At 57.9% G+C, this 26,266-nt stretch carries 26 protein-coding genes and 1 pseudogene; 8 read left to right on the plus strand and 19 right to left on the minus strand.

The genetic code is table 11. From position 1 onward, the window contains the following. Nucleotides 1-16: 16 nt before the first annotated feature. Nucleotides 17-1,015 (plus strand): HAD family hydrolase, encoded by a 999-nt coding sequence (locus LB462_RS26770; RefSeq protein ID WP_224514544.1) that lies wholly within the window; start codon nt 17-19, stop codon nt 1,013-1,015. Nucleotides 1,016-1,075: 60 nt separating this feature from the next. Beyond that, nucleotides 1,076-1,891 carry a hypothetical protein gene (locus LB462_RS26775; protein WP_224514371.1) on the plus strand — a complete coding sequence of 272 codons (816 nt, stop codon included), beginning with the start codon at nt 1,076-1,078 and terminating at the stop codon, nt 1,889-1,891. Nucleotides 1,892-1,966: 75 nt separating this feature from the next. On the opposite strand, the gene LB462_RS26780 is transcribed toward LB462_RS26775, so the two are convergent. From LB462_RS26780 to LB462_RS26800, 5 genes are all read right to left on the minus strand, one after another. After that, nucleotides 1,967-2,755: a hypothetical protein gene (locus tag LB462_RS26780; protein ID WP_224514373.1), complete on the minus strand. Its 789-nt coding sequence runs from the start codon at nt 2,753-2,755 to the stop codon at nt 1,967-1,969. A gap of 368 nt (nt 2,756-3,123) precedes the next feature. Then, the gene (locus LB462_RS26785; protein WP_224514547.1) at nt 3,124-3,405 is read right to left on the minus strand and encodes a type II toxin-antitoxin system RelE/ParE family toxin; all 282 of its coding nucleotides are present in this window, start codon (nt 3,403-3,405) and stop codon (nt 3,124-3,126) included. A gap of 66 nt (nt 3,406-3,471) precedes the next feature. Beyond that, nucleotides 3,472-4,512, minus strand: a complete 1,041-nt coding sequence (locus tag LB462_RS26790) for a sensor histidine kinase (protein ID WP_224514375.1) — start codon at nt 4,510-4,512, stop codon at nt 3,472-3,474. Continuing rightward, nucleotides 4,512-5,954, minus strand: coding sequence for a DUF7125 family protein (locus LB462_RS26795; protein WP_224514549.1), 1,443 nt, complete (start codon nt 5,952-5,954; stop codon nt 4,512-4,514). The genes LB462_RS26790 and LB462_RS26795 overlap by 1 nt, the downstream gene beginning before the upstream one ends. Before the next feature lie 156 nt (nt 5,955-6,110). After that, entirely contained in the window at nt 6,111-6,482 is a 372-nt protein-coding gene (locus LB462_RS26800) for a response regulator (RefSeq protein WP_224514377.1), read from the minus strand. 539 nt (nt 6,483-7,021) lie between these two features. Between LB462_RS26800 and LB462_RS26805 the strand changes: the two genes are divergently transcribed. Next, nucleotides 7,022-7,231, plus strand: a complete 210-nt coding sequence (locus LB462_RS26805; protein ID WP_224514387.1) for a cold-shock protein — start codon at nt 7,022-7,024, stop codon at nt 7,229-7,231. Between the two features lie 166 nt (nt 7,232-7,397). Beyond that, nucleotides 7,398-7,673, plus strand: coding sequence for a hypothetical protein (locus tag LB462_RS26810; protein ID WP_224514389.1), 276 nt, complete (start codon nt 7,398-7,400; stop codon nt 7,671-7,673). Between the two features lie 331 nt (nt 7,674-8,004). On the opposite strand, the gene groL is transcribed toward LB462_RS26810, so the two are convergent. The 3 genes from groL to LB462_RS26825 form a co-directional block, all read right to left on the minus strand. Beyond that, nucleotides 8,005-9,630 carry a chaperonin GroEL gene (gene groL, locus LB462_RS26815; protein WP_224514391.1) on the minus strand — a complete coding sequence of 542 codons (1,626 nt, stop codon included), beginning with the start codon at nt 9,628-9,630 and terminating at the stop codon, nt 8,005-8,007. 70 nt (nt 9,631-9,700) lie between these two features. Next, nucleotides 9,701-9,994, minus strand: a complete 294-nt coding sequence (locus LB462_RS26820; protein ID WP_224514393.1) for a co-chaperone GroES — start codon at nt 9,992-9,994, stop codon at nt 9,701-9,703. Between the two features lie 246 nt (nt 9,995-10,240). Next, a complete protein-coding gene (locus LB462_RS26825) occupies nt 10,241-10,540 on the minus strand; it encodes a hypothetical protein (protein WP_224514394.1) in 300 nt (99 codons plus the stop codon). Between the two features lie 358 nt (nt 10,541-10,898). Between LB462_RS26825 and LB462_RS31625 the strand changes: the two genes are divergently transcribed. Together LB462_RS31625 and LB462_RS31825 are read left to right on the plus strand one after the other, a co-directional pair. Then, nucleotides 10,899-11,183 carry a DUF1016 N-terminal domain-containing protein gene (locus LB462_RS31625; protein WP_370637312.1) on the plus strand — a complete coding sequence of 95 codons (285 nt, stop codon included), beginning with the start codon at nt 10,899-10,901 and terminating at the stop codon, nt 11,181-11,183. 4 nt (nt 11,184-11,187) lie between these two features. Continuing rightward, nucleotides 11,188-11,494: pseudogene (locus tag LB462_RS31825) on the plus strand (transposase); the annotation flags it as partial. Between the two features lie 143 nt (nt 11,495-11,637). Here the strand turns inward: LB462_RS31825 and LB462_RS26835 are convergent. The 8 genes from LB462_RS26835 to LB462_RS26870 all read right to left on the minus strand — a co-directional run bounded on the left by LB462_RS26835 (nt 11,638) and on the right by LB462_RS26870 (nt 20,575). Continuing rightward, the gene (locus tag LB462_RS26835; RefSeq protein ID WP_224514398.1) at nt 11,638-12,348 is read right to left on the minus strand and encodes a transcriptional regulator NanR; all 711 of its coding nucleotides are present in this window, start codon (nt 12,346-12,348) and stop codon (nt 11,638-11,640) included. A 63-nt stretch (nt 12,349-12,411) separates the two neighbouring features. Further along, the gene (apnL, locus tag LB462_RS26840; RefSeq protein WP_224514400.1) at nt 12,412-14,331 is read right to left on the minus strand and encodes a D-apionate lactonase; all 1,920 of its coding nucleotides are present in this window, start codon (nt 14,329-14,331) and stop codon (nt 12,412-12,414) included. Beyond that, complete coding sequence (locus LB462_RS26845) at nt 14,328-15,362, minus strand: Gfo/Idh/MocA family protein (protein WP_224514551.1); 1,035 nt, start codon at nt 15,360-15,362, stop codon at nt 14,328-14,330. The genes apnL and LB462_RS26845 overlap by 4 nt, the downstream gene beginning before the upstream one ends. Beyond that, nucleotides 15,359-16,429, minus strand: a complete 1,071-nt coding sequence (locus LB462_RS26850; RefSeq protein WP_370637313.1) for an ABC transporter permease — start codon at nt 16,427-16,429, stop codon at nt 15,359-15,361. The genes LB462_RS26845 and LB462_RS26850 overlap by 4 nt, the downstream gene beginning before the upstream one ends. Continuing rightward, nucleotides 16,423-17,970 (minus strand): sugar ABC transporter ATP-binding protein, encoded by a 1,548-nt coding sequence (locus LB462_RS26855; RefSeq protein ID WP_224514404.1) that lies wholly within the window; start codon nt 17,968-17,970, stop codon nt 16,423-16,425. Before LB462_RS26855 ends, LB462_RS26850 begins: the two co-directional genes overlap by 7 nt. Beyond that, nucleotides 17,967-18,644, minus strand: a complete 678-nt coding sequence (locus LB462_RS26860; RefSeq protein WP_224514406.1) for a DUF2291 family protein — start codon at nt 18,642-18,644, stop codon at nt 17,967-17,969. The genes LB462_RS26855 and LB462_RS26860 overlap by 4 nt, the downstream gene beginning before the upstream one ends. Nucleotides 18,645-18,724: 80 nt before the next feature. After that, nucleotides 18,725-19,666 carry a D-ribose ABC transporter substrate-binding protein gene (locus LB462_RS26865; protein ID WP_224514408.1) on the minus strand — a complete coding sequence of 314 codons (942 nt, stop codon included), beginning with the start codon at nt 19,664-19,666 and terminating at the stop codon, nt 18,725-18,727. Between the two features lie 84 nt (nt 19,667-19,750). After that, nucleotides 19,751-20,575: a phosphogluconate dehydrogenase C-terminal domain-containing protein gene (locus LB462_RS26870; RefSeq protein WP_224514410.1), complete on the minus strand. Its 825-nt coding sequence runs from the start codon at nt 20,573-20,575 to the stop codon at nt 19,751-19,753. A gap of 127 nt (nt 20,576-20,702) precedes the next feature. Here LB462_RS26870 and LB462_RS26875 point away from each other — a divergent pair, with 127 nt between their 5' ends. Together LB462_RS26875 and LB462_RS26880 are read left to right on the plus strand one after the other, a co-directional pair. Continuing rightward, nucleotides 20,703-21,959 (plus strand): ribulose-bisphosphate carboxylase large subunit family protein, encoded by a 1,257-nt coding sequence (locus tag LB462_RS26875; RefSeq protein WP_224514421.1) that lies wholly within the window; start codon nt 20,703-20,705, stop codon nt 21,957-21,959. Then, complete coding sequence (locus LB462_RS26880; RefSeq protein WP_224514422.1) at nt 21,956-23,284, plus strand: four-carbon acid sugar kinase family protein; 1,329 nt, start codon at nt 21,956-21,958, stop codon at nt 23,282-23,284. The genes LB462_RS26875 and LB462_RS26880 overlap by 4 nt, the downstream gene beginning before the upstream one ends. Nucleotides 23,285-23,648: 364 nt before the next feature. Here LB462_RS26880 and LB462_RS26885 read toward each other — a convergent pair whose 3' ends face one another. Genes LB462_RS26885 through LB462_RS26895 form a run of 3 tightly spaced genes read right to left on the minus strand, consistent with a single transcriptional unit; the run spans nt 23,649 to nt 26,236 of the window. Beyond that, nucleotides 23,649-24,422 carry a FadR/GntR family transcriptional regulator gene (locus LB462_RS26885; protein WP_224514424.1) on the minus strand — a complete coding sequence of 258 codons (774 nt, stop codon included), beginning with the start codon at nt 24,420-24,422 and terminating at the stop codon, nt 23,649-23,651. A gap of 14 nt (nt 24,423-24,436) precedes the next feature. Next, a complete protein-coding gene (locus tag LB462_RS26890; RefSeq protein ID WP_224514426.1) occupies nt 24,437-25,717 on the minus strand; it encodes a TRAP transporter large permease in 1,281 nt (426 codons plus the stop codon). Nucleotides 25,718-25,720: 3 nt separating this feature from the next. Beyond that, nucleotides 25,721-26,236 carry a TRAP transporter small permease gene (locus tag LB462_RS26895; protein WP_224514553.1) on the minus strand — a complete coding sequence of 172 codons (516 nt, stop codon included), beginning with the start codon at nt 26,234-26,236 and terminating at the stop codon, nt 25,721-25,723. Nucleotides 26,237-26,266: the final 30 nt, after the last annotated feature.

Consider the following 26,266-nt stretch of genomic DNA (forward strand, 5'->3'; position numbering starts at 1 on the left):
TGATGGAGAACATCTCATGTTGTCGTCCAACGCACTCTTAAAGCCCATACTGACTGGTGTTCTCATCCTGCTGGCCAGCGCAACCGCGCAGGCTCAGACGGACCCGCTGCCGTCATGGAACGACACGGCACCAAAGGCGGCCATCGTCGAGTTCGTCAAGAAGGTGACCACAGAGAACACGCCCGACTTCGTCGCCGAGCCGGAACGCATCGCCGTGTTCGACAATGACGGCACCTTGTGGGTCGAGCATCCGATCTACACTCAGCTCGCTTTCGCCCTTGACCGGGTAAAGGCCGAGGCCGCATCGCATCCCGAATGGAAGGACACACAGCCATTCAAGGCGGTGCTTGAGGGCGATATGAAAACCCTTGCCGCAGCCGGCGAAAAGGGGCTGTTGGAACTCATCATGGCGACGCACGCCGGAATGACCCACGAGGAGTTCCAGACGATCGTCACCGACTGGATGGCAACCGCGCGTGATCCGCGATTCAAGAAGCCCTACACCGAGCTCGTCTACCAGCCGATGCTCGAACTCCTTACGTATTTGCGCGCCAGCGGCTTCAAGACCTTCATCGTGTCGGGTGGCGGCATCGAGATGATGCGGCCATGGACCGAAAAGGTCTATGGCGTTCCACCCGAACAGGTCGTCGGCTCGTCGATCAAGACGCAATTCGAGATGAAGGATGGCGCGCCGACCTTGATGCGGCTGCCGCAAGTCAACTTCATTGATGACAAGGCCGGCAAGCCCGTTGGTATCAACGAGCACATTGGCCGCCGTCCTATCGCAGCCTTCGGCAATTCCGATGGCGACCTTGAGATGCTGCAGTGGACGACTTTGGGCGACAAACCCGGTTTCGGGATGATTATCCACCACACCGATGTGGAGCGCGAATATGCCTACGACCGCAATACGCAGTTCGGTCGCCTCGACACGGCGCTTGATGCGGCCGCCGTCAACCAGTGGACCGTTGTCGACATGAAGGCCGACTGGAAACAGATCTTTCCCGAAAAGTGACGCACGTCCGGACGTTGCGGACCGATCGGCACCTTTCCCGACAACTCGGAGGATATCGTTATGAAGATCAACCATCCCATCGCAGGCTCTATGGCCGTTGCCGCAGGTTTGGCGTTGGCAACGACGGCAGCATTCGCCCAGGATTCCGCCAAAAAACCCAACGTACCGCTGGAAAAGTCCATCGGGACTGTCACGCCGACCGGCCCTGTGCCGTCACTTGCAGTCATCAATTCGGCAGGAGCCAAGCTTGACGGCGGCAAGCTTGTTCTCACCGGCGTGTCGGCAAATTCCATCGTCTTTGCCGACCGTCCGGTGCGGGCCGCAGGACATGTCGCCACCGAGCAGTTCATCATGCAGTGGGATGAGGGCAAGGACAACTTTGCCATTGACCCGCCAAACGCCACGGTATCCGTGCTCGGCGGCGACGGATCGGGTGTGAGTGACGCTGTCGTCACCCTCAAATCTCCGAAGCTCGACGGCGGCAATCTCACATTCGACGTTACGGTTCTTGAAGGAAGCCTGGATGGTGGGTCCGGGCCAGCAGCGCTTTTCATCGATCATTTCGGTGGAAGCTTCGGCGGCGGCGGCGGATTTGGTGGAGGCGGTTTCCATGGAGGCGGATTTGCCGGGGGTGGGAACTTTGGCGGAGGCGGCTTTGCTGCAGGAGATTTCCATGGAGGCTACGCCCATGTCGGTGACGTCAATGTTGCCCACGTCGGCGGGACCTACTGGCATGCTCCGGTCTATCACGGTGCCTGGTATGGCAGCGGTGCGGTGGCAGCCGGCGCGGTAGCGGGAGCTGCCATAGGTGCGGCGGCGGCCAATCCATACTACTACCCGCAATGCGGCTACTATCCGCTTCCGCCGTGCTACTAAGTTGCCTGACGCAAAGTTCACGCCGTCTTGATGCAGGATGAACTTTGCGTCAGCATGATCCGCAGCGTTCCCAACTCAGAAACGCATGACGACGCCGAAGATCGGTCCCTGCTGGACGACGTCGAGGACGAAGCCGTCATCGCTGTAGTCGACACCAAGCGCCCGATAGCCCGCGACGGCCGATATCTTGTCGTTGAAACTGTAGCCGATGCCGCCTGCGACATCCCAGTCGACGTTCGCCCCGCCACCGCCAACAAGGCCCCACCCTGTCAGATATACCTTGTCGGTGATGGAATATTTGCCGCGCAGTCCGGCCAGCCCGTCGACCCAGGTCGCCCCGTCGCTCCGGCCGCGGCCGTCGAGGATGCCGCCGCTGAACGAAATGTCCGTGCTGGCGTGCCAGACCCTCAGGCCTCCGACAATATCCAGATTGCCCCGCTCATTTTGCAGAACCGAATAGCCGGCACCGATGAGGCCGGCAAATGTTTCGGATGAAACGTCGACGCTTCCGGCAATAATGCCTCGCGGCGTGCCGCGGCCACTCGAGATCTTGGTGTACAAGATGTCGGTGAACAGGCTGTAACGGTCGTAGCGCGCCTCGGCAATCGCCATCGCGGCAAAGTCGAGATCTTTCAAAATGTCGCCGAAATCCATGTCGAGATGCACGGTCGGCAAACCGAAAAGCCCGGCGTCACCGGACATGCCCGCAGCCCAGAAATACGGGGCAATGGCAAACGTCCAACCATCCCTCTCGGTCTGCTTGAGTTCGGGTGCCATCGGCGACGTGATGTCGGCGGCACGCACGGGAGTTGCTGCCAGAAGACCAGCTGCGATCAATGCTATCAACGAAATGGAATATTTCATGTTGTTCCCCCCAACGTCGATCGACCGTCTCCAACACACTGCGTGCCAAAACGCGACGCCGTCCAAATTAAATCCCCACGCGCAAGGTAACACCGTTCCAGCTTGACCGCCATCGACCTTAGGGGAAGCATCGGCTGCAGTCGGATGCAACAACCAGAAGTGCGTAACGAACTGGCTCAAATGACCGCTTTGAGCCATAAGCAGGCACTATGATCGTCTTGATGGGAATTGAACCATCGATCCTGAAACAATATGCGGGGGATGATTCAGCAGCATAACAGCAACTTAAAGAATGTCAGGCCGTCTGTTACATTCCCAGCGGCGATTGCTTTAAAAGCAACTGCGCTTGTCTGTTCAATCGGCGGACCCTAAGCAGGTTCGCTGGCCCAATCTTCATGTCCATGGCGTATTCGGATCACGAAAATGGTTCCCTTCTCTTCGATGCGGTAGACAATCAGATGGGCTTTGAACGGATGGATCCTGACCGGCGGCGAAATCTCTTCTCGCTCACGCGCCATTCGGGGATTCGCGGCGATCAGTTCAAGGACCGCGAACAAGTCGTCATGGTACCGCCTGGCCTGTAGAGTTGCGAATATGCGGATACCTTGCTCGGTGAAGGCGATGATGTCCTCTTCCGCGGAATCGCGTATCTAATACGAGATTCTTTCAGGGATCGTTTGGTGTGCTGGAGCCCGGTACCTGGCGGAGGCACGGGTTCAGTCTCTTGGTGAGACCTTCGAAAGCGGTCCACTGACAACGCACCGCAGGCCGGCAGGATCAAAAGTCACAATGGGCTTTTCTCCAAAGACGGCAGCCAGCGCCGAACGCACGTATCTGGTTCCGTAACCTGCCCTCGTCGGAGGCGCGACAGCCGGCCCCCCGGTCTCGGCCCACTCAAGGGTCAACGCCGGTGTGTCGGTGGCAGAAATTTCCCAGACCACGCTGACGCTTCCCTCCGGGGTTGAAAGCGCACCGTACTTGATGGCGTTTGTGACAAGTTCGTGCAGGCATAGCGCCAGGGTTGTCCCCGCCTCGCGGGTGAGCAGCAGATCAGGCCCTTCGACATAAATTCTGTTCCTCCCGTCGGCACGATAAGGCTCCAGAGTGAGGTTCACCATGCCTCTCAGTGCGACGGCGACGCCTCCTGCTTCGAATACGGCGGAGTGGACGTTGGCCAGTGCCCCCAGGCGGCCTTCGAAGTCAGCGGTAAGAGCATCGATCGTGTCGGCACCGCGACGGGTCATGCGAAAAATCGATGTCACGCTGGCCAGGATATTTTTGACGCGGTGGTTGAGTTCGAGACGAAGCTCCCTTTCCCGCTCGATGGAGTCTCTGACTTCCCGCTGGCGCAACCGGACAAGGAGCGCAGATTGCACGCCGCTCACAAGCTCCAGGGAAGCAACGGGTCTTTGAAAGAACAGCTGGCGTGAGCGTGGCCATCGCCTGTCCAATTCCGCCCGGATTCGCGATTGCTGTGCTGTTCGATCCAACAGCACGAAAATTGGCAAGTCCGACCAGTTTGGCTGAGTGGTCAAATGGTTTGCGATGGCCTCGATCGTCGGAGGATTCAGGGACTCGTGGGTGGCAATGATTACGCCGGGCGATTGCGGAAGCTTCCGCACCAGATCCTCCGTATCGGCACAGGCCCTGACGACCATGCCATGCTCCACGAGCAACATCTCGATATAGGCTGCGTCTTTCCTGTAGGGTGCCAGGACAAGCACCCAGTCCAGTTCGCCGTGATTGCTGGCGTCCATTACGCCTCTGGCAGGGGGTTGTACGCAACAACGGTAACGCCGGAGCTTTCGATCAAGAGCTCCCGGACGTCGAGGTCATGTGGACCGTGCCGCTTCTTGACGACCGTGATGCTGCGTCTGAGCTTTCCTTCATGTTCGGAGATCCTGAGAAGCAGGACAGTGTCTCCAAGGAAGCTGACATCGACGTCAATGCCAACATTTTGCCCGAGCAAACCGTGTTGCGCGACGATCAACATGGTCAGTACGCCCGAACGGGCGAGATATTTCAGCAAAGACTGGATATCGCGCACGGCCTTCTCGCGGTGCGGCAGTGAATTCAGATATCCGGTGAAGCTGTCGATCACCACAACGCGCGACTTTTCCCGGGTGACCACCTCTTGCGCGATCTTGCCGAATTCGCCGGGCGATATCTCGTTGGGATTGAAATCCCGTATGATCAGCTGGCCGTCCTTGTGAAACTGGCGCAGGTCCATGCCAAGTCCCTCGGAACGCCGGAAAAACGTTTCCAATCTTTCCTCAAACAGAAAGAGCGCAACGCTCTCGCCCCGTTTCAATGCAGCTGTCGCGTAGAGCGATGACATGGTGGATTTGCCGGTCCCCGACTGGCCGATAACCAGCGTCGTCGTTCCCGACTCCTGTCCGCCGCCAAACATTTCATCGAGGGCTGTAACGCCCGACTTGATCAGCTGCGGTTTGACTGTTTCGGATGCCGCGCCGGGAATTATCCTTGGGTAGATGATAACCCCTTCTCCTTCCCGTATGGCCATATCATGATAGCCGTCGGCCACAGGAACGCCGCGCATCTTGCTTACCTCGACCCGGCGACGGACCCCGCCATATTCCTCGAGCGATTTGTCGAAGCGGATGACACCATGGGCAATCCCCTCGACCTCCTCGCCGCTGCGCTCAACTGAGCCGTTCGTCTGTGTATCCAGTAGCAAGGCCACCACCTGCCGCTGCGCCAGGAAAGACTTAAAACCCAACAGTTCGCGTCTAAAGCGCGGGGAATCTCCTGTGATGAGGCGGATTTCCAGAAGCGAGTCATAGACAAGCCTGTGGGGCTTGTGATCTTCAATTGCCTGCTCAACGGCTTTCCGGGTTTCGTCGAGCCGGAGCTCCGTGGTTTGAAAGATCGTTTGATCCGAAGCGCCATTCACAGCATCGGACGCCGACAACTCCTCAACTCTGATACCCTTGAGGCTCCAGCCGTGAGAAATGGCGATCGATTCAAGCTCTGCCGCGGTCTGGGAGAGACTGACGTAAAGGCAGCGTTCCCCGGCCTCGACGCCGGCGAGCAGAAACTGTAGCGCTGCTGTTGTCTTGCCCGATCCGGGAGCACCTTGCAGGATGTAAAAATTGGAAGAAGGCAAGCCGCCCCGGAGGATTTCATCCAGCCCGGCAATGCCGGTCTTCACGACAGATTGTTTCTTATGCGTGACCATGTCGATCGAATCCATTCCGTTGAAATCGAGTAGGGGAGACGCCAGACGGCTGACTGCAAACGCTTCCCGCTTTATATTCCACATTGACCATCGTCAACATCGCGATCGACGGCATCCGCATTCATACGACCTCGAGCCGCTATCGAGCCACCTCCATTAATTCACCATTCCCATCTCTCGTACGGCCTCTATGATGTGTTTGTGGTGGTAAGGCTTTCCAAAAAAGCGGCCCTCGACCGGAAGTGCGTCGTCGGACATGTACCTATGTCCCGATGTAACAATGATCTTTATCGGTGGCCACCTGTCCCGCACCGCGGCCGCCAGTTTCAATCCATCCATGCTTCCGGGCATGTCGATATCGGTGAACAGCACCCGGATATCAGCGCTTTCACTCAGGATAGCGATTGCCTCGTCGGCATCTCCCGCTTCCAACACGCTAAAGCCGGCGGCTTCCAAAGCGTGGGCGATGTCCATGCGGACGATGACCTCGTCTTCTACAACGAGGACTGTGATCGAGTTCTTCTTCATACGAAGTCCCTTTCATAGCGCTGTCCGTCTCATCGTGGGCTGCTTTCCAACGCGTGCGCTCTCAAATCGATCCGAAGAAAATAAATAGTGGACCAAAGCACGGTAGCGGACGACCACGGCCCGCAAGCTTGGAATGGGCGCAAACGCTTGCGAAGAACGAATATTTTCACCTGTCCTGTCCTGCCCTGCTCGCCTGCAAATTCAGTGCACCGACCCTGCAAACGCCCCCTGAAAATCCTGGGACGACAAAGATGCAAAAGCGAAGCATCGGTTCGCCTTGAACGATGCGCTTCTTTGCGACCGTCGTGCGCGCGGGAAGGGCTTATGATGCTGACAGCGACACCGCGACCGGAGGGGGCACCGCATTGACATCTTGGTGTGTGGAGGGGTACACGTCTAGCGTCGATGTTTGCTAGTTTGACTTTTGTTATCGCGCGCTGGCAACGTGCCCTGGACGAACTTCCCCTTCAAAGATCGAGATCATCATCCGCCAAGCTCTCTGTCGGCGGGTCGTTGCAATTGCTATGAAAGGGTTCGTTATGACCACTGGCACAGTTAAATGGTTCAATTCCACCAAAGGCTTCGGCTTTATCCAGCCTGACAACGGCGGCACCGATGCGTTCGTTCATATCTCTGCGGTCGAGCGCGCCGGTATGCGCGAAATTGTCGAGGGTCAGAAGATCGGCTACGAGCTGGAGCGCGACAGTAAGTCGGGTAAAATGTCGGCCTGTAATCTGCAGGCTATGTAATCGGTAACCGCTTTGCCTTGGCCACGGCTATACTGGTACTGTCGAAGGCAAGTCAACCAAGTGGGTCAGGCATCTGCCTGGCCTTTTTTTATGTTCACGAACTGTCGGAAGCCTCCGAGCCGGATAGCATTGCTCGCGGCCCGCCGGCGCATATTCGGAGATTTGAATGACAGAGCAGAGCAATGAGCTCCAGGCGATCAACACGGCCTGGCAGATTGCCATTCAGGAAATCCTACGGATGGTCGTGCGGGATATGTACAAAACGGGCGATGAAACTGTGTTCAAGTCGCATATCAAGCGCATCGAGGAGGCAGCGGTCGACAGCATTTACTCGGGCCTCATGCTGCGAGGGACAAACGAATGGACAGAGGTGCTGGTCAAAGAAAAAGCGAGTAACTTCGTCACCACTCTGCTTACCTCCTTTACCTTCGATCGTGCATAGCCTGCGGCTAACGTGTGTACCCGGCGTGCCGCCGCATACGAATGCAGGGACCATGAACCTTGATCGATACCGCTGTGTCTTTTCTCGGCGGCATGGATGGCGCGACCGTCGCTGCCGCAAAGCCATCGGCGCCTCTAGTGCCGGCTTTTCGACGCTATGAACGCACCCGAAATCCGACGAATTCCTGGCTCTGTCGTAGCGCCATAGGGAAGGCTCACTCCTAGACTAAACCGCTTTATCCGAGCGTCCAGCAAGTCAATCTCGATGTTTGTAACGGGCAGACATCGCGCCAAAAGCTGTGGCGCGATGTCATGGTACCGGGAACCAGAATTTAGTATCCGGTACTTCTTGCGTCATTCATTCCGAGCGCTGCCGATGGTGAAATGTCGGCGATCATGGCTTCCGCTGTGATCAAAAGCCCGGCAATCGAGCCGGCATCCTGAAGGGCTGTGCGGACCACTTTGGCCGGATCGACGATGCCAGCCGCAATCATATCGACATAAAGTTCGGTCTGCGCGTTGAACCCCTGATTGGGTTTCTTGCTGTCGAAAAGATTGCCGACAACGATCGAACCTTCGACACCGGAATTTTCGGCTATCTGTCGGATCGGAGCTTCAAGGGCTTGCAGCACAATCGAAATACCGGCGGTCACGTCGGCATTTGCTCCGGTAAGGGCAGCCAATGATGCCTTGGCACGCAACAGCGCGACACCGCCGCCCGGAACAACGCCCTCTTCCACCGCAGCACGCGTGGCGTTCAGCGCATCGTCAATACGGTCTTTCTTTTCCTTGACCTCGGTTTCGGTTGCACCACCCACACGGATCACCGCAACGCCACCGGCAAGTTTTGCCAGTCGCTCCTGCATCTTTTCCTTGTCATAGTCTGAAGTGGTTTCCTCGACTTGCGCTTTGATCTGCTGGACCCGCGCTGCGATGGCGGCCTTGTCGCCTCCTCCCTCGACGATTGTGGTGGCTTCCTTGTCGATGAGGAGGCGTTTTGCCCGTCCGAGCATGTCGATCGTGACATTCTCCAGCTTGATGCCGAGATCTTCGGAGATCAGCTGACCACCGGTAAGGATCGCAATATCCTCCAGCATGGCCTTGCGACGATCACCAAACCCCGGGGCCTTGACCGCAGCCACTTTGAGACCGCCGCGCAACTTGTTGACGACAAGGGTCGCCAAAGCTTCGCCTTCCACATCCTCGGAGACAATCAAAAGCGGCTTTCCGCTCTGGACCACGGCTTCGAGGATCGGCAGCAACGCCTGCAGATTGCCGAGCTTCTTCTCGTGAAGCAGGATGTGGGCGTCCTCCAGTTCCACCCGCATCTTGTCGGTATTGGTGACAAAATAGGGCGAGAGATATCCGCGGTCGAACTGCATCCCCTCGACAACTTCGAGTTCGGTCTCGGCGGTCTTTGCCTCTTCAACGGTAATAACACCCTCATTGCCCACCTTCTTCATTGCCTTGGCAATCATCTCACCAACGGTGGCATCGCCATTGGCGGCGATGGTTCCGACCTGGGCAATTTCTTCCGAAGTCTTGACCTTCTTTGCCCGCGCCTGAATGTCGGTGACGACAGCGGCCACGGCAAGGTCGATACCGCGTTTTAGATCCATTGGATTCATCCCGGCTGCAACGAGTTTTGCCCCCTCGCGCAAAATCGAGGCGGCCAACACCGTCGCCGTGGTGGTTCCATCCCCGGCGAGGTCATTGGTCTTTGATGCGACCTCGCGGATCATCTGTGCGCCCATATTCTCGAACTTGTCGGCAAGTTCGATTTCCTTGGCGACAGTAACGCCATCTTTGGTTATGCGCGGCGCACCAAAAGAGCGGTCGATGATGACATTGCGCCCCTTTGGGCCGAGCGTCACCTTGACGGCGTTGTTCAGTATTTCGACACCGCGAAGGATCCGGTCGCGGGCATCGGTGGAAAATTTGATTTCTTTGGCAGACATGTTTATTCGTCCAGTTCGTTCTTGAAATTGCGAAGTGCGGCAATTGCCCATAGGGCATTCTTCGTTCCGCCTACTGTGTCTCGACGATGCCCAGGATGTCCGTCTCCTTCATGATCAGGAGATCGTCGCCGTCAATCTTGACGTCGGCACCGGACCATTTGCCGAACAGAACGGCATCGCCTGCCTTGACATTGAGTGCGATCAGGGCGCCGCTTTCATCACGGGCTCCCGGTCCCACCGCAATCACTGTGCCTTCCTGGGGCTTTTCCATGGCAGTGTCGGGAATAATGATCCCGCCCTTGGATTTGATATCGCCTTCAGCGCGTCGAATGACGACGCGGTCGTGAAGTGGCCGGAATTTCATGAGGAACTCTTTCTGCAGCCAGACAATGTGGCTCACATGCCTTCATACCCTCATTGGCACTCGAATGATAGGAGTGCTAGCTGGCAGCGTCCAAATCGGAACCTGCAAATACCCTCGGCGGTTTCTTTCGCCGACGCGGGCGGTAGTGGATCACTCGTTGCCCTCTGCGCAATCAGGGCCGCAAGATATCTGAGCAAGTCCGAGACGGTTTCGCCAGCCTGTCAGGGTGCACCCGGCCAGTTGCAGTCAGTTATTACGGGCATTGATCGCGATGCGCTTGGTCTTCGCCTGTGCCAACGCGACGCGGCGGAAGATCGGGGACATTGAGCTCCGGTCAGTTTTGCCGAATCTCTGGCTCATTGCATCGGGTCCAACCGGCATGACCAGGCGGCCATCAATGGCCAGGGGCTCCTTGATGCTCGGGTGGCTCCGGCGCAGCTTCTGGCCCTCCCCGCGTGCCGGCGCCAGTGCGCAGGTCGATATCGTCGCTGTTTCCGAACAGATGTTTTCTGCTGCCCGCCACGACAAGAATGCGACAATATGCATAGACTGTTATGCATGATTAAGGATTGCCTCAAATTTGACCTAAGGTAGTCTGGCGTCGTTGGGTTCTTCTCCTCCCGGAAACCCAGCTCAAGTGTGCTGCACCTCCTCCCGCGGTACATTTACAATCAGGACCGCTGCACCTCCTCCCGCAGCGGTCCTTTTTTGTTCATGACGCTCCGTACCCGATCGCCGGAGAGTTGACATATTCATGCAGCCGCGCCGGCGGCCGTCGCTGTCAGCCTAGAACCTATCTTGCTCATTGGAGCATCGGCAGCGGGAAATTAGCCCGCCAGAGCAGCGCGGGATGGGTGTCCGCGTGATCGATAGGCCCGGCCTTTTGCCTCGAAATCTCAAATATATGCGTGCCTTTGCGCAGGTGTTTCCCGACGAGGAGATCGTGCAACAACTTGCTGCAAGGTTGCCTTGGGGCCAAAACGTCAAACGCATTGAAGCTTTGAAGAGTACTGAAGAGCAACTTTGGTATGTCCGTCATGCGGAGAAACATGGGTGGAGCCGCAACCTCCTCGCATATCAGGTCGAGAGCGGCCTTTATCGACGGCAAGGCAAAGTACTTACCACTTCGCACGGACCCTCCCTGCTCCACAGTCTGCCTTGGAGGAGCAAAGCTTTTTGCGAAGACTAGCAAATTCGTGTTCGTGTCCTGGCGCGATTTGGCGGCCGTGATGGGGACGAAGGCATGGTTCTGCGATCCGCAAGCCCGCTGGCAGAAAGGCTCTGTCGAGAACATGAACAAAAGAGTGCGCCGCTACCTGCCGCGTGACACGGATCTCTCCTGTCGCTGCCGCAGCAAACCGTGCGTTCAATCTGCGAGCGTCTCAACACGCCCCCGCGAAAGTGTCTCGACGACAGGACCCGACCGAAGTGTTCAGAGAACAGCTTGTTGAAATCGTATCGCTGCCGGACTGGCCTGCCCCAGACCGCCGTTGCATTTGAATTAGAACCCACACCCGCTTGCATTGTGCCGTTATCTCAAATCGGGATAGTTGCCGAGGTTAAATCGGCGTCGATGAACAGTGCAGACAAGATTTTTTCTACAATGCCCAGAATTGCACCAAGGTTCAGGTCATCAACCTGGTTCAACGTTTGACCGCATAGAGAGCCCGCGAGCGCTCGATATGAACAACCATAGCCCGTTCCGCCGCGTCGGCATCACCACCTTTGATGCAATTCAGGATTGCCTCATGCTCCTGAAGTGTCACGTTTTCCTGACCGGTCCAGATCAACATCTCGATGTGATACTCGAACAGCCATTTTAGCAGCGACTCGCTCAATGCCTCGAGGATGGGATTACCGGAAATCGAAGCGATTTTACGGTGGAAAGCAATATCATCCGCGATGAAGCGCTCAGAATTGCCGTAGTGGCGTTTCTGGCTGGCCAAGATTGACTCGAGCGCGTCGATGTCACCGGGCGTCGCCCGCTCGGCCGCTATGCGGACCAAACCGCGCTCATAGAACAGCCGGGTGCCTTTGAGATGTTCAAGCGATTCCGGGGAAGTCAGCATCAACATGCGTGCCACCACATCGATCTGCTTGAACATCTTCCGCGGCGTTAAAGCGCTAACCCTTGCCCGCTCGCCGTGGGAAATGGATATCAACCCCATAGTGTGCAGCGATTGCATCGCCTCGCGGATCGCGGGCCTGCCCACGCCAAATCGCTCCATGAGATCCCGCTCGGAGGGCATCTCATCTCCGGGACCGATTTCGCCGCTGGCGATAAGGTCGTGCAACCGATCGAAAACCTCATCGGACAGCTTTCTTCGGACGATTCGATCATCGAGATTTTTCATAGGCCAAAAGGACTCCCGAAACCTTCATTTCAAATCAGTGTGGTGCGGACGAAGTCAGCACTGTCAAACGTTATAACGCAGGAGTGCTACCGCATAGGGCTTCAATAAAAGCTCGATCTGATCTTCGCCAAAAGGCAATCTCCTCGTCGCCGCTCCTGGGAAACTATCCTCGTCCAATATGGCGACCGACAGCCTGGACGGGCGGGCGGACAGATCAAGGGTGGCTGTTTGTACTTCCCCCGTGATATTGGAGATCAAAACGCTTACATGTCCTGCATCGTCCTTAAAGGCTGCGAGCAGTATTGAGGCCTCTTCCTCCGAGCTGCTCTCGAGCACTGATTGCCCGGCGAGGCAGCATAGCCACTTGGCGACAGTGCACGCCGGATAAGGGGTATCGGCGTCGCCGACAAGGCCGGCGGCGCCGAACAGGCCAGCGGGAACGAAGGAAGCAATGTTATGTTCGGCAACGCGCGCGGCGTACCCGGCCATGAATGAAGCAGCAAATACGCCGCCCTGTCGCGGGTCGGCTTTCGCCATCGCCTTGCGTTCGCCCAAATCGTTCTCGAAGGCGCGCGAACCATAGGGGTTCTGGCGCATCGGAATGAAGGATGGCCCCAGGCGATACGTCTGGACGTCGCCCATGATCTTCCTTGCAGAACGAAAGATGAAGGGCAGCGCCTCAAGCGTCTGCATCACACTTTCGTCGTCGGCTGCATGAACGATTGGATTGGTGCCATGCGTGACGAAATCCAGTTTTTCAACAGGCGGCCGCTTGCGATTGAGTTCGGTAAAGTAGCTTACCATTCCACCGCCAATGGCAAGACCCGGAAAGTTCTCGTGCGCCGCGTCGTAAAGAGCGGACAATGGCGGGCATTCAGGCCAGCGGCTTCCTGGCGGCGTAGACTGCCTGTCCACCAACGGGCAAACGGTCAGCCCGGCAAGCCGAAGCGCGGATCGCTCGATCTGCGCTGCCAGCGCCCGAAACTCGCCGTCGAGGTCGGTGCCAGCAAGGGCGACATACTCCAGCAGGATCGGGCAGTTTGTACGATTGCGGAGTTGGGCATAGCCGGTCAATTCAGCTTCGCCGTGGCCGGCTGATGGGTCGAGATGACAAAGGAGAAAGCCGGGACCAATCTCTTTGACTGCCGACGCACCGTCGAGTGTCTGCTGCAACGTGTCGGGCATGACGAGCAGTCCCGTTTCCGCCAGCCTATGGCCCGAAGGCTTCCCGGAAACCGTCACGCGGACGGTGTTTCCGTTCCTCCTGCGCGTCGCCGCCGATGGTGCTACCCGCAGCGACAGCTCAACCTCCTGCATGTTCGCGGTGCCGGCGGGCATGATGTAGGGCCATGGCAAGGCGAGCGGGCGCATATAAGTCTTATAGGAGGCATCCGACCAGTTGCGCTGATCCTCCATCTCGAACGCATCGCCAAGCAGGCGGCAGGTCGCTTCTATCCCCTCAGCCGGATTATGGCTCAGGGAACGGATCGATTTGAAGGGCTGCCAGGGCGCGATCAGATCCGGGAATATTGCCTCTTCTGTCGCCCCGTCGCAGTGTTCGACAGTGACGGGCTTCCCGGCGACCCCGACGATTGGATGCAGTACGCAGAACCCGCACCGATTGGTCTCGAAGTCCCGGTCCGGCGTTGCCGTGACGGAGAATTTCAGCGTTCCGTCGGCGTCGCCGCCGATTATCGCCGTATAGCGCAATCGACCGCCGCAGCTGGCGAAATAGCGCACTTCAAAACGTTTCGGCTGCATATCGACAACGAGATCGCTGATAGCCGGATCGAACGTGCCCCAGTCGCGATCCCGCACGACATAGGCGATGGCGCGCAGTATGTCGTGCCCCTTGAAGCGGATCGCGCGCAGGTTCCCCTGTACCAACTCCACCTCCAGATCCCCCGCCCTCAACAGTTGCGCGTCGGCCGGGGGAATGTCCGTTCCAAAGAGCCTGAGCGAACGAGGTGACGGAGCCGTCATGTCAATGTCGCGACATCGACTGGCGCAAGGTTCCCCGCCGCCGATTGATAGGCGGCGGCCACGAGCGTCATGGTTTTAAGATTATCGTCTCCTGAGGTTTCCGGGACGGTCCCGCTGGCAAGGCAATCCACCCAGTGTTTCTGTATGGCGTAGACACTTTCCTGGATATTGTGCCAGGGCCGGCATGCCCAGTGGTGAAGGACCGGGGCGACCGTCTGCCTCTCGGTCACGCCATTGCTGTGCACGATCAATTCGTAGTTGGCATTGAGCCGGATCGAGCCCCGACTGCCATCGATTTCCAGCAGTGTCTGCGGGAAAAGCTCTTCTGCCAATGCTGTCGCGTAACTGCAATCACAGATACTGTTCACGCCGCTTTCGTGGAGCATGAGCACGGTCGCAACGTCCTCGCCCCTGATCTTGGGATTGACCCGATTGATGACCGCAGACAAGCGGCTTACATCGCCAAAAAGGAAGCGGGCAATGTCGAGGATGTGGATGCCGAGGTCCTCGAGGATGAACCGCTGCGATGTCGCAAGATAGGGTTGGCCCGAGAAGACGTCATAGGCCGATCGAAACGACACTCTTGCCCAAAAGACGGTTCCGATCCGGCCGCTGTCCAGGACAGCGCGGACGGCGCGTATCGGCGCCTGCCAACGGAAATTCTCATGCACCATCAATGGCACACCTGCCCGGGCACAGGCATCGACCATCGCGCGGGCGTCGCTGAGACTTTCGGCGAAGGGCTTTTGGCAAATGACAGGCAGACCTGCGCCAGCGGCCAACTCGACCAGCGGGCGGTGCGTCGCGACAGTTGTTGCGATGTCGACGAAGTCGAGGGACTCGCGTGCCATCATTTCTGCCGCATCGGTATAAAGATTGCTGATCCCGAACTTCTGGCCGGCATCCCGCAATCTCTCCTCGTCACGATCGCACAGGGCCGTAATCGCGCCATCACCTATTTCTTGCCAGGCATGGAGGTGGTTATGGGCAAAGAAGCCACAACCGATCAGTCCGCCTCTCACCATTGTCAGCCTCCGATCGCTGCCTGCTGTTGCAGCGCAAGTCTTTGTTGAAGCCTTCTCTGAAACTGGTCAACGACAACGGCCGCGATAATCACGACACCCTTGATGACAATCTGCCAGAACGAGCTGACGCCCATCATCACCAGGCCATCGGAAAGGATACCGATCACAAACGCGCCGACTATGGTGCCGCCGATCTTGCCGCGGCCGCCCGACATCGATGTGCCGCCAAGGACGGCAGCAGCGATCGCATTGAGTTCAAAACTTTCGCCCGTGGCGGGATGGGACGCCACCAATTCGGATGAAATGATCAGGCCAACGATCGCGGCACAGAAGCCAGAGAACATATAGACGAACATCTTCACGCGATTGACACGCACGCCGGACAGGGCCGCCGCCCGTTCATTGCCACCGACAGCATAGATAAAACGGCCAAGTGGCGTGCGTCCGGCGATATAGGCAGCACCACAGCCGATGATGACCAGCAGCCAGATCGATACGGGGATGCCCAAAATCACGCCCGACCCGAGAAACGGAAACCCGGTCGTGCCGAGCTCAGCGTTACCGACGAGGTTCGGGAACGTACGTCCGTCCGAAGAAAGGAGGGCAAAGCCCCGGGCCACGTAGAGGGTGCCGAGCGTCGCAATGAATGGCGCTACATTCAATCGCGTTATCAGAAATCCGTTGAGGGCCCCGATCAGGATGCCGACGGCCAGGGTAATGAGAACGACCTCGACCACATTGAAATAGATCGTGTAGCCTATTGGCCCGAGATTGAGCCCGTTCATGATCAATCCGCCTGCAACCATACCCGACAGGCCGACGATCGATCCGACCGAAAGATCGATGCCTCCGGTGATGATGACGAAGGTCATGCCTACGGCAAGGAACGCGTTGAGCGCCACATGTTTCGACATGATCACCATGTTCGCCGTGCTGAGGAAGTTCGGCGCGGCAAAGGAGAAGAAGATCAGGACCAGGAACAGGGCGATGAAGGTCCGCATGTGCAGGAGCGCCATCACTGCCGAACTGGAGGTCAATCCGGGCGCCTGCTTGGTAATCGTAGCGCTCATGATCGAGCCTCCATGGTTTGGCCGGTAATGTCGTGGCCGACGCTCGATGCGGCGACCACGGCTTGTTCCGTTGCCCCAACGCGTTGAAAATCGCCGGTGATGCGGCCTTTGGACATGACGATGATGCGGTCTGACAGCGCCATGACCTCTTCGAGGTCGGACGTCACAAAGAGGATGCCAAGGCCGTCCGCCGCAAGCCTGCGCATGGTGCGGAACACTTCCGCCTTGGCACCGATATCGATGCCACGGCTCGGTTCGTCCATAAGCAGGACTTTCGGATCCGTCATGAGCGCCTTGCCGATGACCACCTTCTGCTGGTTTCCGCCTGAAAGCGATGCGACCTCATTATCCGGATTGGCGATCTTGATCGCGAGTTTGCGAACGTATTGCGCGACTGTCGCGCGCTCCTTCTTGCCGTCGATCTGCACGCCGCGCACATAGTTCCAGAGGCTCGCCAGAGTCATGTTGTCGCTGATCGACATGATCTGGATCAGCCCTTCGGCCTTCCGGTCCTCCGGGATCAGGGCAAGCCCACCATTGATACGCTCAAGGACATCCGCCTTGGGCAATGGCCTTCCGCCAACGAGGATCGTCCCCCCGGCATGCTTGTGCCGCCCCATGATACAGTCGAACAACTCGGTTCGGCCCGCCCCCATCAGGCCGTAGATGCCGATGATTTCCCCTGCCCGCAACGACAGTGAGACATGGTCAACCATATAACCGCCGCCTTGCCTCGGCAGAGTAATATCCTCGATTTGCAAAATCTCGTTGCCGTATCTGTGCTCTGCGGTCTTGGCATAGTCCTTTGACGATGCGCCGATCATGCTTCGCACGATCCAAGGCACATCGATGTCCTTCATCGAACTCGAGCCGGTTATGCTGCCGTCTCTGAGGACAGTGATGAAATCGCCGATGCGCACGAGTTCCTCGAGACGATGGGAAATATAGACGATTGCCACACCCTGCGCCTTCAGCTCGGCAATCACGCGGAACAGAATTTCGACCTCGGTGGCGCTCAATGCCGAGGTCGGTTCGTCCATGATCAGAATCCTTGCGTCCTGTGACAGGGCCTTGGCAATCTCGACAATCTGCTGCTGGCCAATGCGCAATTCTCCGACCGGCCGGTCGACCGCAATATCATGTTCAAGACGCCGCATGAGTGCCCGGGACTTCTCTTCCTGCGTCGTGCGGTCAATATCGATGCCGAAACGGCATTGTTCGCGCGTAATGAAGATGTTCTCGGCGACAGTCATGTTTGGGAACAGGTTGAGTTCCTGAAACACAATACCGATTCCATTGCGGATAGCATCCTGCGTACTGGTCATGCGAATGGGCTCGCCATTCAGCAGTATGGTGCCCTCGGTTGGCTGTTCGACGCCGCTGATAATCTTCATAAGGGTCGATTTGCCGGCGCCATTCTCCCCGACAAGCACATTAACGGCGCCTTTGCGGACATCGAAGTCCACGGATTTCAAGGCGATCGTCCCCGGATAGACCTTGGTAGCACCGCGCACGCTGAGGATGACTTCCTGATCGGCGTTCATGGCTGGCCGCTTGCGATGGTGACGTCGGACGGCGCAATCAGGATTTCAGCTCCCGCACTCGGGGCCACGAAAGCCCCCGTTACACTCACATGTTTTCCAACAAGGTTGTCCCGGTCGAGTTTGGAGAGTTTGGCCTCGTAGACATGCGCATTCAGCGCACGGCCAACATTGGCATATTCAATCTGGTTCTTGAAGGCGCTGAAAGGGATGAAAGGCAGGACGTCACGCAGCGCCGTGCCACGGATGACCGGGCCAAGCTGCACCTTGGCATCGCTCTTGCCGTCGCCATTCGTATCCACCGCGATATAGGCGGCCCTGGACTTGGTGTTCGAGTCGACCACCTGGCCGTCAAGCCTGACTATGAAACTATAGGGGTTCTGGGCAGGATTCTCGCTATATCCATACTGCGGCCCGGCACTCCTGGCGTCCTTTGCCAATGCCGATTGGACCTCGGCAAATCGATTGGCCTTGTCGCGCATGAAAGGCTCGACCTTCGGCGTCCATATATCGGCAACCACCTTCTCGGCATTGAAGTCCGAGGAATCAAAGAATATTTCGAGCTGGCCGGAGGCCTTGGCGCTGGCGGCTTCATTCTTCTTGATCTTGCAGCCCGAAACGCCGAGCACCACGACGGCGACCGAGACGGCAACAAGGACGTTTACTTTGATTGTCATCCATTTCACTCGCGAGCATAAGGATCAGGGCATCGAAGAAGGCATGGCGGATCTTGCGTGATCCGCCATGCCTCTTGTGCTCACTCCTTCATGGCAAAGGTCTCGAGCTTTTTGGCATTGTCGGCGGTGATCAGGACGCAATCCATCAGCTGCTTTTCTTCTACGCCGGTGGAGCCGGTTTTCAGATATTTGTCCGCCTGCTCGACGGCCATTTCCGCTTGCCGGTAGGCCGGCTGCAGGACAGTGCCCTTGATGCCGCCCTCGCTGATCGAATCGCGCACGTCATTGCTGCCGTCAAAGCCCACGAGGATGACGTCGGTGCGGTTGGCGGCCTTCAACGCGGCCCATGCCCCCATGGCCATGGTGTCATTGCCGGAGATTACACCCTTGATATCCGGATTGGCCTGCAGGATGGATTGCATCTTGGCGAAGGCCTCGGTCTGGCTCCAGTTCGCCGACTGGCGCGAAACCATCTTCATGTCCGGATACTGATCGATGACGTCATGGTAGCCCTTGGAGCGGATGCCGGCATTGATGTCCGCCTCGCGTCCGACGAGCTCGACATAGGTCCCCTTCTCGCCCATCTGTTCGACAAAGAATTCAGCGCCCAAAGTTGCGCCCTGATAATTGTTGGAGACGATCTGCGACACAGCGATACCGGTCGCATTGATCTCGCGGTCGATGAGGAAGGACGGGATCTTTGCATCCTTCGCCTTCTGTACCGCAGCGACCGAGGCATCGGAACCTGCATTGTCGAGTACAATCGCCTTGGCACCCCTTGCGATGGCGGTATCGATCAACTCATTCTGCTTGTTGGCATCGTCATCATGCACAAGCACGATCGTTTCGTAGCCCAAGGCCTCAGCGCGAGCCTTTGCACCCTCCGCTTCCGATTTGAAGAAGGGATTGTCGTGGGACGGCGTGATAATTGCCAGCAGATCAGCGGCACTGGCAAAGCCAGGCGAAGCTGCCAGAAGCGCGGTTGTTGCTGTTGCAAGCAAGAGCTTTTTCAAGAATGTCATGGTTTCTCCTCCCGAGTGACACTTTTATCGATCGCTTTTCAATGGTGTATCCCTGTCCTCCCACAGGGATGGATCACCGTCGGATCAGGTGATCCGCCGGATGCTCTCCGTAATCTCGTCGTGATTGAAGACGTTCAGCCAGTCCGGCTGCATTATCCGCGGCTTGCCGTTTTCGATTGCCTTGTTGCAGGCATCCGAGAATACGCCGTCGACCTCCCCCATGATGACGGCACCCAGAATGTTCATGTGCCCGAGCAGGAAGTCGCGGGCCGCGACCGGGTCAACGCCCCGGCGAACGACCTCGTCCAGGGCATCCTTCATGGCCGCCAGCAGTGACGCACACACAGTCTCCGAAAGGCCGGGTTCGAGCAGCGCCATCTGCTCGACAGTAACCCTGTGCGAGCGCAGGATGGGCTTGTAAATGAGTTTCGCCACCTCTTCGCCCTGGGCGAAGTGTTCCTCGGGCCCTTGCATCAGCGCGCTGACGATTGACTGCGCCGCAGCGACGCCGCCGAAGAAATCGCGTTTTGCGGACATTTCTGTCTCGTCATTGAAGATCGGCGGATGACAAGGGTGCGTGACGAAATAGGTGATGTCCTTGCGTTCCGGCAGGTGGCCGGCAAATGGTGCGGCCGCATCGAGGATGACAACCATCGTGCCGGGCTGGAGCTTGTCGACGATCTGATGAGACACTGCCCGGATCGCTGTATCGGGAACCGCCATAACAACGATGCGCGCCCCTTCGAGGCCTTCCTCCGGAGTGACGCAGTCGACACCCAGCACATCCTTCAGGCGGGCTTTTGCCGCCTCATTGACCTCTACATGAGCCACTTGGAATCGCGACCCCGCAAGGTTCTTCGCGAGCCGCGTCCCCATTTTTCCGCCAGCACCGAGCAGCGCGATTTTCATGAAGAATGCCCTCCCTTGAATTCTTCGCCGCAATGTGTCGGCAAGATATCATGTTGTCAACTGGTATAATGAGTTGATCAGTTAATAATGCGCCTGTATGTATGCTGGCAATCAACGGGAGGTGAACGTGAACCGAATTTACGCTGATTACGATCTGGAGACGCCCGGAAACCTTGCCGATACGGCGGCCATCATCGCCGGGGAACAATCCTCAGGCACGTTCATGCAGCTCGAAGGCGAGACCGACGAGCTGAAAGAGGCCTATGGGGCGCGCATCGAGTCGATCGTCGAGACCGGTGCGGCCAGCAAGCCCTCCCTGCCATGCAGGGTAGCCGGCAGGAAATTTACGCGCGGGCGAATTCGCCTTTCCTGGTCACTGGCGAACATGGGACCGTCGCTTCCCAATGTGCTGGCAACAGTTGCAGGCAACCTTTTCGAATTGCGCGAGGTCTCTGCGCTTCGTCTGCTTGACGTCGAGCTTCCGGCGGAGTTTGCGGCCGCCTATCCCGGTCCGCGGGCAGGCATAGGCGGAACGCGCAAGTTGGCCGGTGTACCTGTCGGTCCATTGATTGGTACGATCATCAAGCCGAGCGTCGGACTTGATCCTCTACAGACTGCCAGCCTCGTCTCGCGACTGGCGGAAGGCGGAATTGACTTCCTGAAGGATGATGAGTTGCAGGCCAATGGCCCGCACTGCCCGTTTGCTGAACGTGTCAAGGCCGTAATGAAGGTGCTCCGCGACTTTGCTGACAGAACCGGCAAAAAGCCGATGTATGCTTTCAACATCACCGGCGGGATGGATGAGATGAAGCGTAACGCCGACCTCGTACGCGATGCGGGTGGAACGTGTGTCATGGTCGGGATCCACAGCGTCGGGCTTCCCGCTGTCACAGCGCTGCGACAGCATACGGATTTACCGATACATGGCCATCGGAACGGCTGGGGCCTGTTCTCACGCTCGCCCGATATCGGGATCAGTTTCATCGCGTGGCAGAAATTCTGGCGGATTGCCGGGGTTGATCATCTTCATGTCAACGGGCTGCGCAACAAGTTCAGCGAGGATGGCACGTCGTCGATCGCGTCGGCAAGCCAGTGCCTCACCCCCCTGTTCGACGGTGACAGGGATTTCAGGGTGATGCCGGTATTTTCTTCGGGGCAGTCGGCAGAACAGGTGGAAGACACCTACAAGGCGCTCGGCTCGACTGATCTCATTTATTGCGCTGGCGGCGGCATAATGGGGCATCCGCATGGTCCGGCGGGCGGGATAAGGAGTTTGCGCGAAGCCTGGCAGGCCGCCGTGGAGGGCATCAGCCTTGAAACCTACGCAGTCACGCACCCCGACCTTCGTGCGGCAGTTGAAACCTTCCGGTCGAGGTTGTCATGACGGAAAAAACGCAGATCGCGTTTTACGGCGATGACTTCACCGGGTCTACCGATGCGATGGAAGCCTTGAGCTCGAACGGCATCGAGACCGTCCTTTTTACCGGGATTCCGGATGATGCGCGCCTCAAAGCCTTCAACAACGCTGCGGCGGTCGGCCTGGCGGGAACGAGCCGCAGCCAAACACCTGAATGGATGGACCGCGAATTGCCGAGGATCTTTGCATGGCTGCGATCGTTGCGGGCTCCCATCTGTCACTACAAGGTCTGCTCGACATTCGACAGTTCGCCCGCGCAAGGGTCAATCGGCCGGGCAATCGATATTGGCCTTGAAACCTTCAAACAAGAGGCCGCGCTGCTGATTGTCGGGGTCCCCCAACTCGGACGCTACACCATGTTTGGTGAACTCTTTGCCCGGTTTCGCGGCGAGGTCTTCCGGATCGACAGGCATCCGGTGATGAGCCGGCACCCCAGCACACCGATGCATGAAGCCGATCTGCGCAGGCATCTGGCGCAGCAGACGCGCACTTCGATAGGCCTCGTCGAGCTCCCGGCACTCCTCGCTGGCGACGGATCGATGGCTTTGCGCAAGGCGCTGGACGAAGACCACAAAATCATCATGATCGATGTCGCCGATTTGTTGAGCTTGCGCTGCGCAGGTGCCCTCATTGACGCGAACCTTGGCAGCGCTGCCCCGCTCATATTCGGATCGTCGGGTGTCGAATATGCGTATATTGAAACCCTGCGCGCCGGGGGCAATCTTGCACCAGCGGCCTCGTCATCGCCGCTGTTACCCCAGGAGCGGATCGCGGTCGTCTCCGGGAGTTGCTCCCCGACAACGGAAATGCAGATCAGATATGCCAGCAGTCATGGCTTCGAACCGATCGAGGTCGACTACGCGGCGCTTGCGACCGGTGCGGGGTCGGAACGAGCCGAAACTGCAGCTTTCGATACGGCCACAGCGGTCCTGACATCAGGAAGGAGCCCGCTGCTTTTCACGGCGCTGGGCAAACCATCAATACAGCCGATCACCGACAGGCGTGCCAATGATCGTGTTGGCCGGCGGCTTGGCGCCTTGCTGAATCGTCTGACGGCGGCGAACGGCCTGAAGAGGGTTGTCGTTGCCGGTGGTGATACATCAAGCCATGCCCTCAGCGAGCTCCATGTCGGGGCACTCACTCTGCGTCATCCGATTGCGCAATCCCCGGGCTCTCCGGTATGCCTGGGTCACCGATTTGATGGATCGGCACCGTTGGAACTTGTCCTTAAGGGCGGCCAGATCGGCAACGAAGACTTCTTCGTTCGCATCCGGGATGGACGGCTGGATTGACGTGCGCCAGGCCGGCGACCAACGCCGGAGTAACGTGCTGATGCTGCGTTCAAGGCAACGGCACGCATGACATTTGCCAGGCTTCTCACTCGTTGCATGCTTTGCATCTCGACGATTGGCTCACGCACAATTGACGGCGGTACGGGGGGCGCAAGTGGCGCGCGGTATGGCTGCATCGCCACCGATTTTTGCCAACTCGACCGAAAGAAATTGATTGACGCGTCCACCTTGCAAAAAAAATGTCCGATGTGAAAGTTGTTGCGCAGTTCGTCGGTTTCCCATAGCAGCAGCTGCAACCGGGTCGATGGCATAGCGGCAAGTGAATTCGGTGCCAACGTAGGTCATTATATCCTGAAAATTATTGTTACTCGCGGTCCTGGCGCTTGGAAGGGCCGGATTGATGAAAGCCATGCCGCGCCTGAAGGCGTTCGAGATATCGCTTTTGGCTGGCACTGAGGTGAACGCGCATTGCGTGACGGGCAGCTTCGGCATCGCCGGCGGAAATGGCCTTGAGAATGGCTAAATGTTCACGATGCAGACCACGCTGATATTCGTCCGATTGCGACGTTTCCGTGGACCACGGAGAAGTCACGTCACAGGGAATGGCGCGGCGGCCAAGGACATCCAGCATTTCGACATAGATCGGATTGTTGGTTGCACTGGCGATAGCCCGGTGAAAAGCCAGATCGGCCGGCCCGGTGGGATCCCCATTTCGCAGGAGCACGTCGAACTCGAAATAGGCCTCCTGGATTGCCGCCTCTTGCGCCGCATTGCGCCGTGTGGCGGCCAGCCCCGCCGACTCGATCTCGATGGCCAGCCTGACTTCCAGAACGTTGAGCGCTATGGAGTTCTTCGTGCCCATCTCCGACGTCAATGCACCGAACGCCGTCGAAATCTGCTCGATCACAAAGACACCTGCCCCTTGTCTCGGCTCGACGAGGCCGGCGGCAGCCAACTGGGCGATGGCTTCGCGGATGACGGTGCGGCTGACACCAAAGGTTTCTGTGAGCTGGCCCTCGGTCGGAAGCTTCTGACCTGGCTGCATAAGCCCGGTCTGCAGCTGCTCGCGGATGGCCGCGACCACTGTTTCCGACAGCTTCGGCCGTCGTTCCACTTTTAGATCAGTCACAGTTTCCATTGCCGGTGCCACCTCTATTTGAACACGCTCGGAAGCCAGAGCGAGATGGCCGGAATATAGGTGACAAGACCCAGAACCACAATTCCAGCGCCGTAGAAGGGCCATATGGAACGCATGGCTTGCCACACAGTGATCTTGCCCACGGCACACGCGACAAACTGGACGGTGCCAACGGGCGGAGTGTTCAATCCGATACCAAGATTGAGAATGAGGATGACGCCAAAATGGACCGGGTCGACTCCATAGTGCTGGGCCATCGGAAGGAAGATCGGTGTGCAGATGATAATCATGGGGCCCATGTCCATGAACGTACCAAGAAGCAGCATCAGGACATTCAGCAGGAGCAGAACGACCAGCGGGTCTGTGGAGATGGCATTCATTCCTGCGATCAGCGCCAAAGGAACTTTGAGATAGGCCATAAGCCAGCTAAATGAAGCCGCAGTGCCAATTATCAGCAGCACCATTGCTGTGGTGCGCACCGCACCTTGCGTGGCATGGACGAAATCGTCCCAACGCATCGATCTGTAACCCAGCACCGTCACCAGCAAGGCATAGATAACGGCGATACAAGAGCTTTCTGTTGCGGTGAAAATCCCTGAACGCACGCCGCCGAATATGATGGCGATCAACAGCAGGCCCGGGACGGCAATGACGGCGAAACGGCCGACCTGGGCGAAGCCCTGGAAGGGCTCCGTCGGGTAGCCCCGCTTGCGGGCAACGATATAGGCCGTGACCATGAGCGAAACTGCCAGCAGGAGGCCCGGGAGAATGCCGGCGGTGAACAGATCGGCGATTGAGATCTTTCCACCGCCGGCAATGGAATAAATGATCATGTTTTGGGAAGGCGGCAAAAGCAGTGCGATCAGTGCTGCCATGGAGGTAACATTGACCGCGTAGTCTGCACCATATCCCCTTGCTTTCATTTGCGGAATCATCAGTCCGCCAACCGCGGCGGCTTCGGCAACGGCCGAGCCCGAAATGCCGCCAAACAGTGTTGCCGTCACGATGTTGACTTGTCCGAGCCCGCCCCGCAAATGCCCGACAAGCGAACCGGCAAAGGCGATGATGCGATGGGCGATGCCGCCGCGAACCATGAGGTCTCCGGCGTAGATGAAAAACGGCACGGCCATCAGCGAAAAAACATTCATGCCGGAATTCAGTCGCTGGAAGACGACCAGTGGCGGCAGACCGAGGTAAAGCACGGTGGCGAAGCTGGCTGCGCCAAGGCAAAAGGCGATCGGCGTGCCGATAAACATCAGGAACGTGAAGAAGCCAAAGAGAATCCACAGCTCCATCACTCAAGCCTCCTGCACGACAGGCATGTCGGGAACGTCTTCAAGGTTGACATCCTTGTCCACGCTGATCCCGGCCCATCGCATCACGATGCGCTCCAGCGAAAACAGGCTGATCAGAATGCCGCCCGTGGTCAGCGGGAGATAATCGAAGCCAGCGGGCAGACCAAGCGATGGAATGGTGGATTGCCATGTGAGGATCACAAGCTTGCAGCCGTACCAAACCATGCCGATACCGAAAGCAAGAACGATCACATCGGAAAATGCGCGCAGAGCCCCTTTGCTTCCCTGTGGCAGGACGTACAGAAGCACGTCGAAACCCATATGGAAATTCTCGCGAACGCCGATGGCCGCGCCGAGGAAAATGAACCAGCTCATGATCATGATGGCGCTGGTTTCTGTCCAGCTCGGTGACGAGTTCAGAATGAAGCGGGAGAAAACCTGATAGGCGACAAGGACGGTCATGACGACGAGGCCAAAGCCGGCAAGGTACAGGGCTCCATCGCTGACTTTCGTCAGCATCGCGCCGATGCGAAGCAGGCGCGTTCTCCT

Origin of the sequence: Phyllobacterium chamaecytisi, from assembly GCF_020164455.1 — a bacterium.
GTDB lineage: Bacteria > Pseudomonadota > Alphaproteobacteria > Rhizobiales > Rhizobiaceae > Phyllobacterium > Phyllobacterium chamaecytisi.

Coding starts and splice junctions, on each gene's coding strand:
- LB462_RS26810 (WP_224514389.1), top strand. CDS start 7,398: ATGACAGAGCAGAGCAATGAGCTCCAGGCGATCAACACGGCCTGGCAG.
- groL (WP_224514391.1), bottom strand. CDS start 9,630: ATGTCTGCCAAAGAAATCAAATTTTCCACCGATGCCCGCGACCGGATC.
- LB462_RS26895 (WP_224514553.1), bottom strand. CDS start 26,236: ATGCTGACGAAAGTCAGCGATGGAGCCCTGTACCTTGCCGGCTTTGGC.
- LB462_RS26855 (WP_224514404.1), bottom strand. CDS start 17,970: ATGAACGCCGATCAGGAAGTCATCCTCAGCGTGCGCGGTGCTACCAAG.
- LB462_RS26780 (WP_224514373.1), bottom strand. CDS start 2,755: ATGAAATATTCCATTTCGTTGATAGCATTGATCGCAGCTGGTCTTCTG.
- LB462_RS26880 (WP_224514422.1), top strand. CDS start 21,956: ATGACGGAAAAAACGCAGATCGCGTTTTACGGCGATGACTTCACCGGG.
- LB462_RS26770 (WP_224514544.1), top strand. CDS start 17: ATGTTGTCGTCCAACGCACTCTTAAAGCCCATACTGACTGGTGTTCTC.
- LB462_RS26885 (WP_224514424.1), bottom strand. CDS start 24,422: ATGGAAACTGTGACTGATCTAAAAGTGGAACGACGGCCGAAGCTGTCG.
- LB462_RS26820 (WP_224514393.1), bottom strand. CDS start 9,994: ATGAAATTCCGGCCACTTCACGACCGCGTCGTCATTCGACGCGCTGAA.
- LB462_RS26870 (WP_224514410.1), bottom strand. CDS start 20,575: ATGAAAATCGCGCTGCTCGGTGCTGGCGGAAAAATGGGGACGCGGCTC.
- LB462_RS26800 (WP_224514377.1), bottom strand. CDS start 6,482: ATGAAGAAGAACTCGATCACAGTCCTCGTTGTAGAAGACGAGGTCATC.
- LB462_RS26890 (WP_224514426.1), bottom strand. CDS start 25,717: ATGGAGCTGTGGATTCTCTTTGGCTTCTTCACGTTCCTGATGTTTATC.
- LB462_RS26805 (WP_224514387.1), top strand. CDS start 7,022: ATGACCACTGGCACAGTTAAATGGTTCAATTCCACCAAAGGCTTCGGC.
- LB462_RS26775 (WP_224514371.1), top strand. CDS start 1,076: ATGAAGATCAACCATCCCATCGCAGGCTCTATGGCCGTTGCCGCAGGT.
- LB462_RS26790 (WP_224514375.1), bottom strand. CDS start 4,512: ATGGACGCCAGCAATCACGGCGAACTGGACTGGGTGCTTGTCCTGGCA.
- LB462_RS26860 (WP_224514406.1), bottom strand. CDS start 18,644: ATGACAATCAAAGTAAACGTCCTTGTTGCCGTCTCGGTCGCCGTCGTG.
- LB462_RS26865 (WP_224514408.1), bottom strand. CDS start 19,666: ATGACATTCTTGAAAAAGCTCTTGCTTGCAACAGCAACAACCGCGCTT.
- LB462_RS31625 (WP_370637312.1), top strand. CDS start 10,899: ATGCGTGCCTTTGCGCAGGTGTTTCCCGACGAGGAGATCGTGCAACAA.
- apnL (WP_224514400.1), bottom strand. CDS start 14,331: ATGACGGCTCCGTCACCTCGTTCGCTCAGGCTCTTTGGAACGGACATT.
- LB462_RS26835 (WP_224514398.1), bottom strand. CDS start 12,348: ATGAAAAATCTCGATGATCGAATCGTCCGAAGAAAGCTGTCCGATGAG.
- LB462_RS26795 (WP_224514549.1), bottom strand. CDS start 5,954: ATGGTCACGCATAAGAAACAATCTGTCGTGAAGACCGGCATTGCCGGG.
- LB462_RS26825 (WP_224514394.1), bottom strand. CDS start 10,540: ATGCATATTGTCGCATTCTTGTCGTGGCGGGCAGCAGAAAACATCTGT.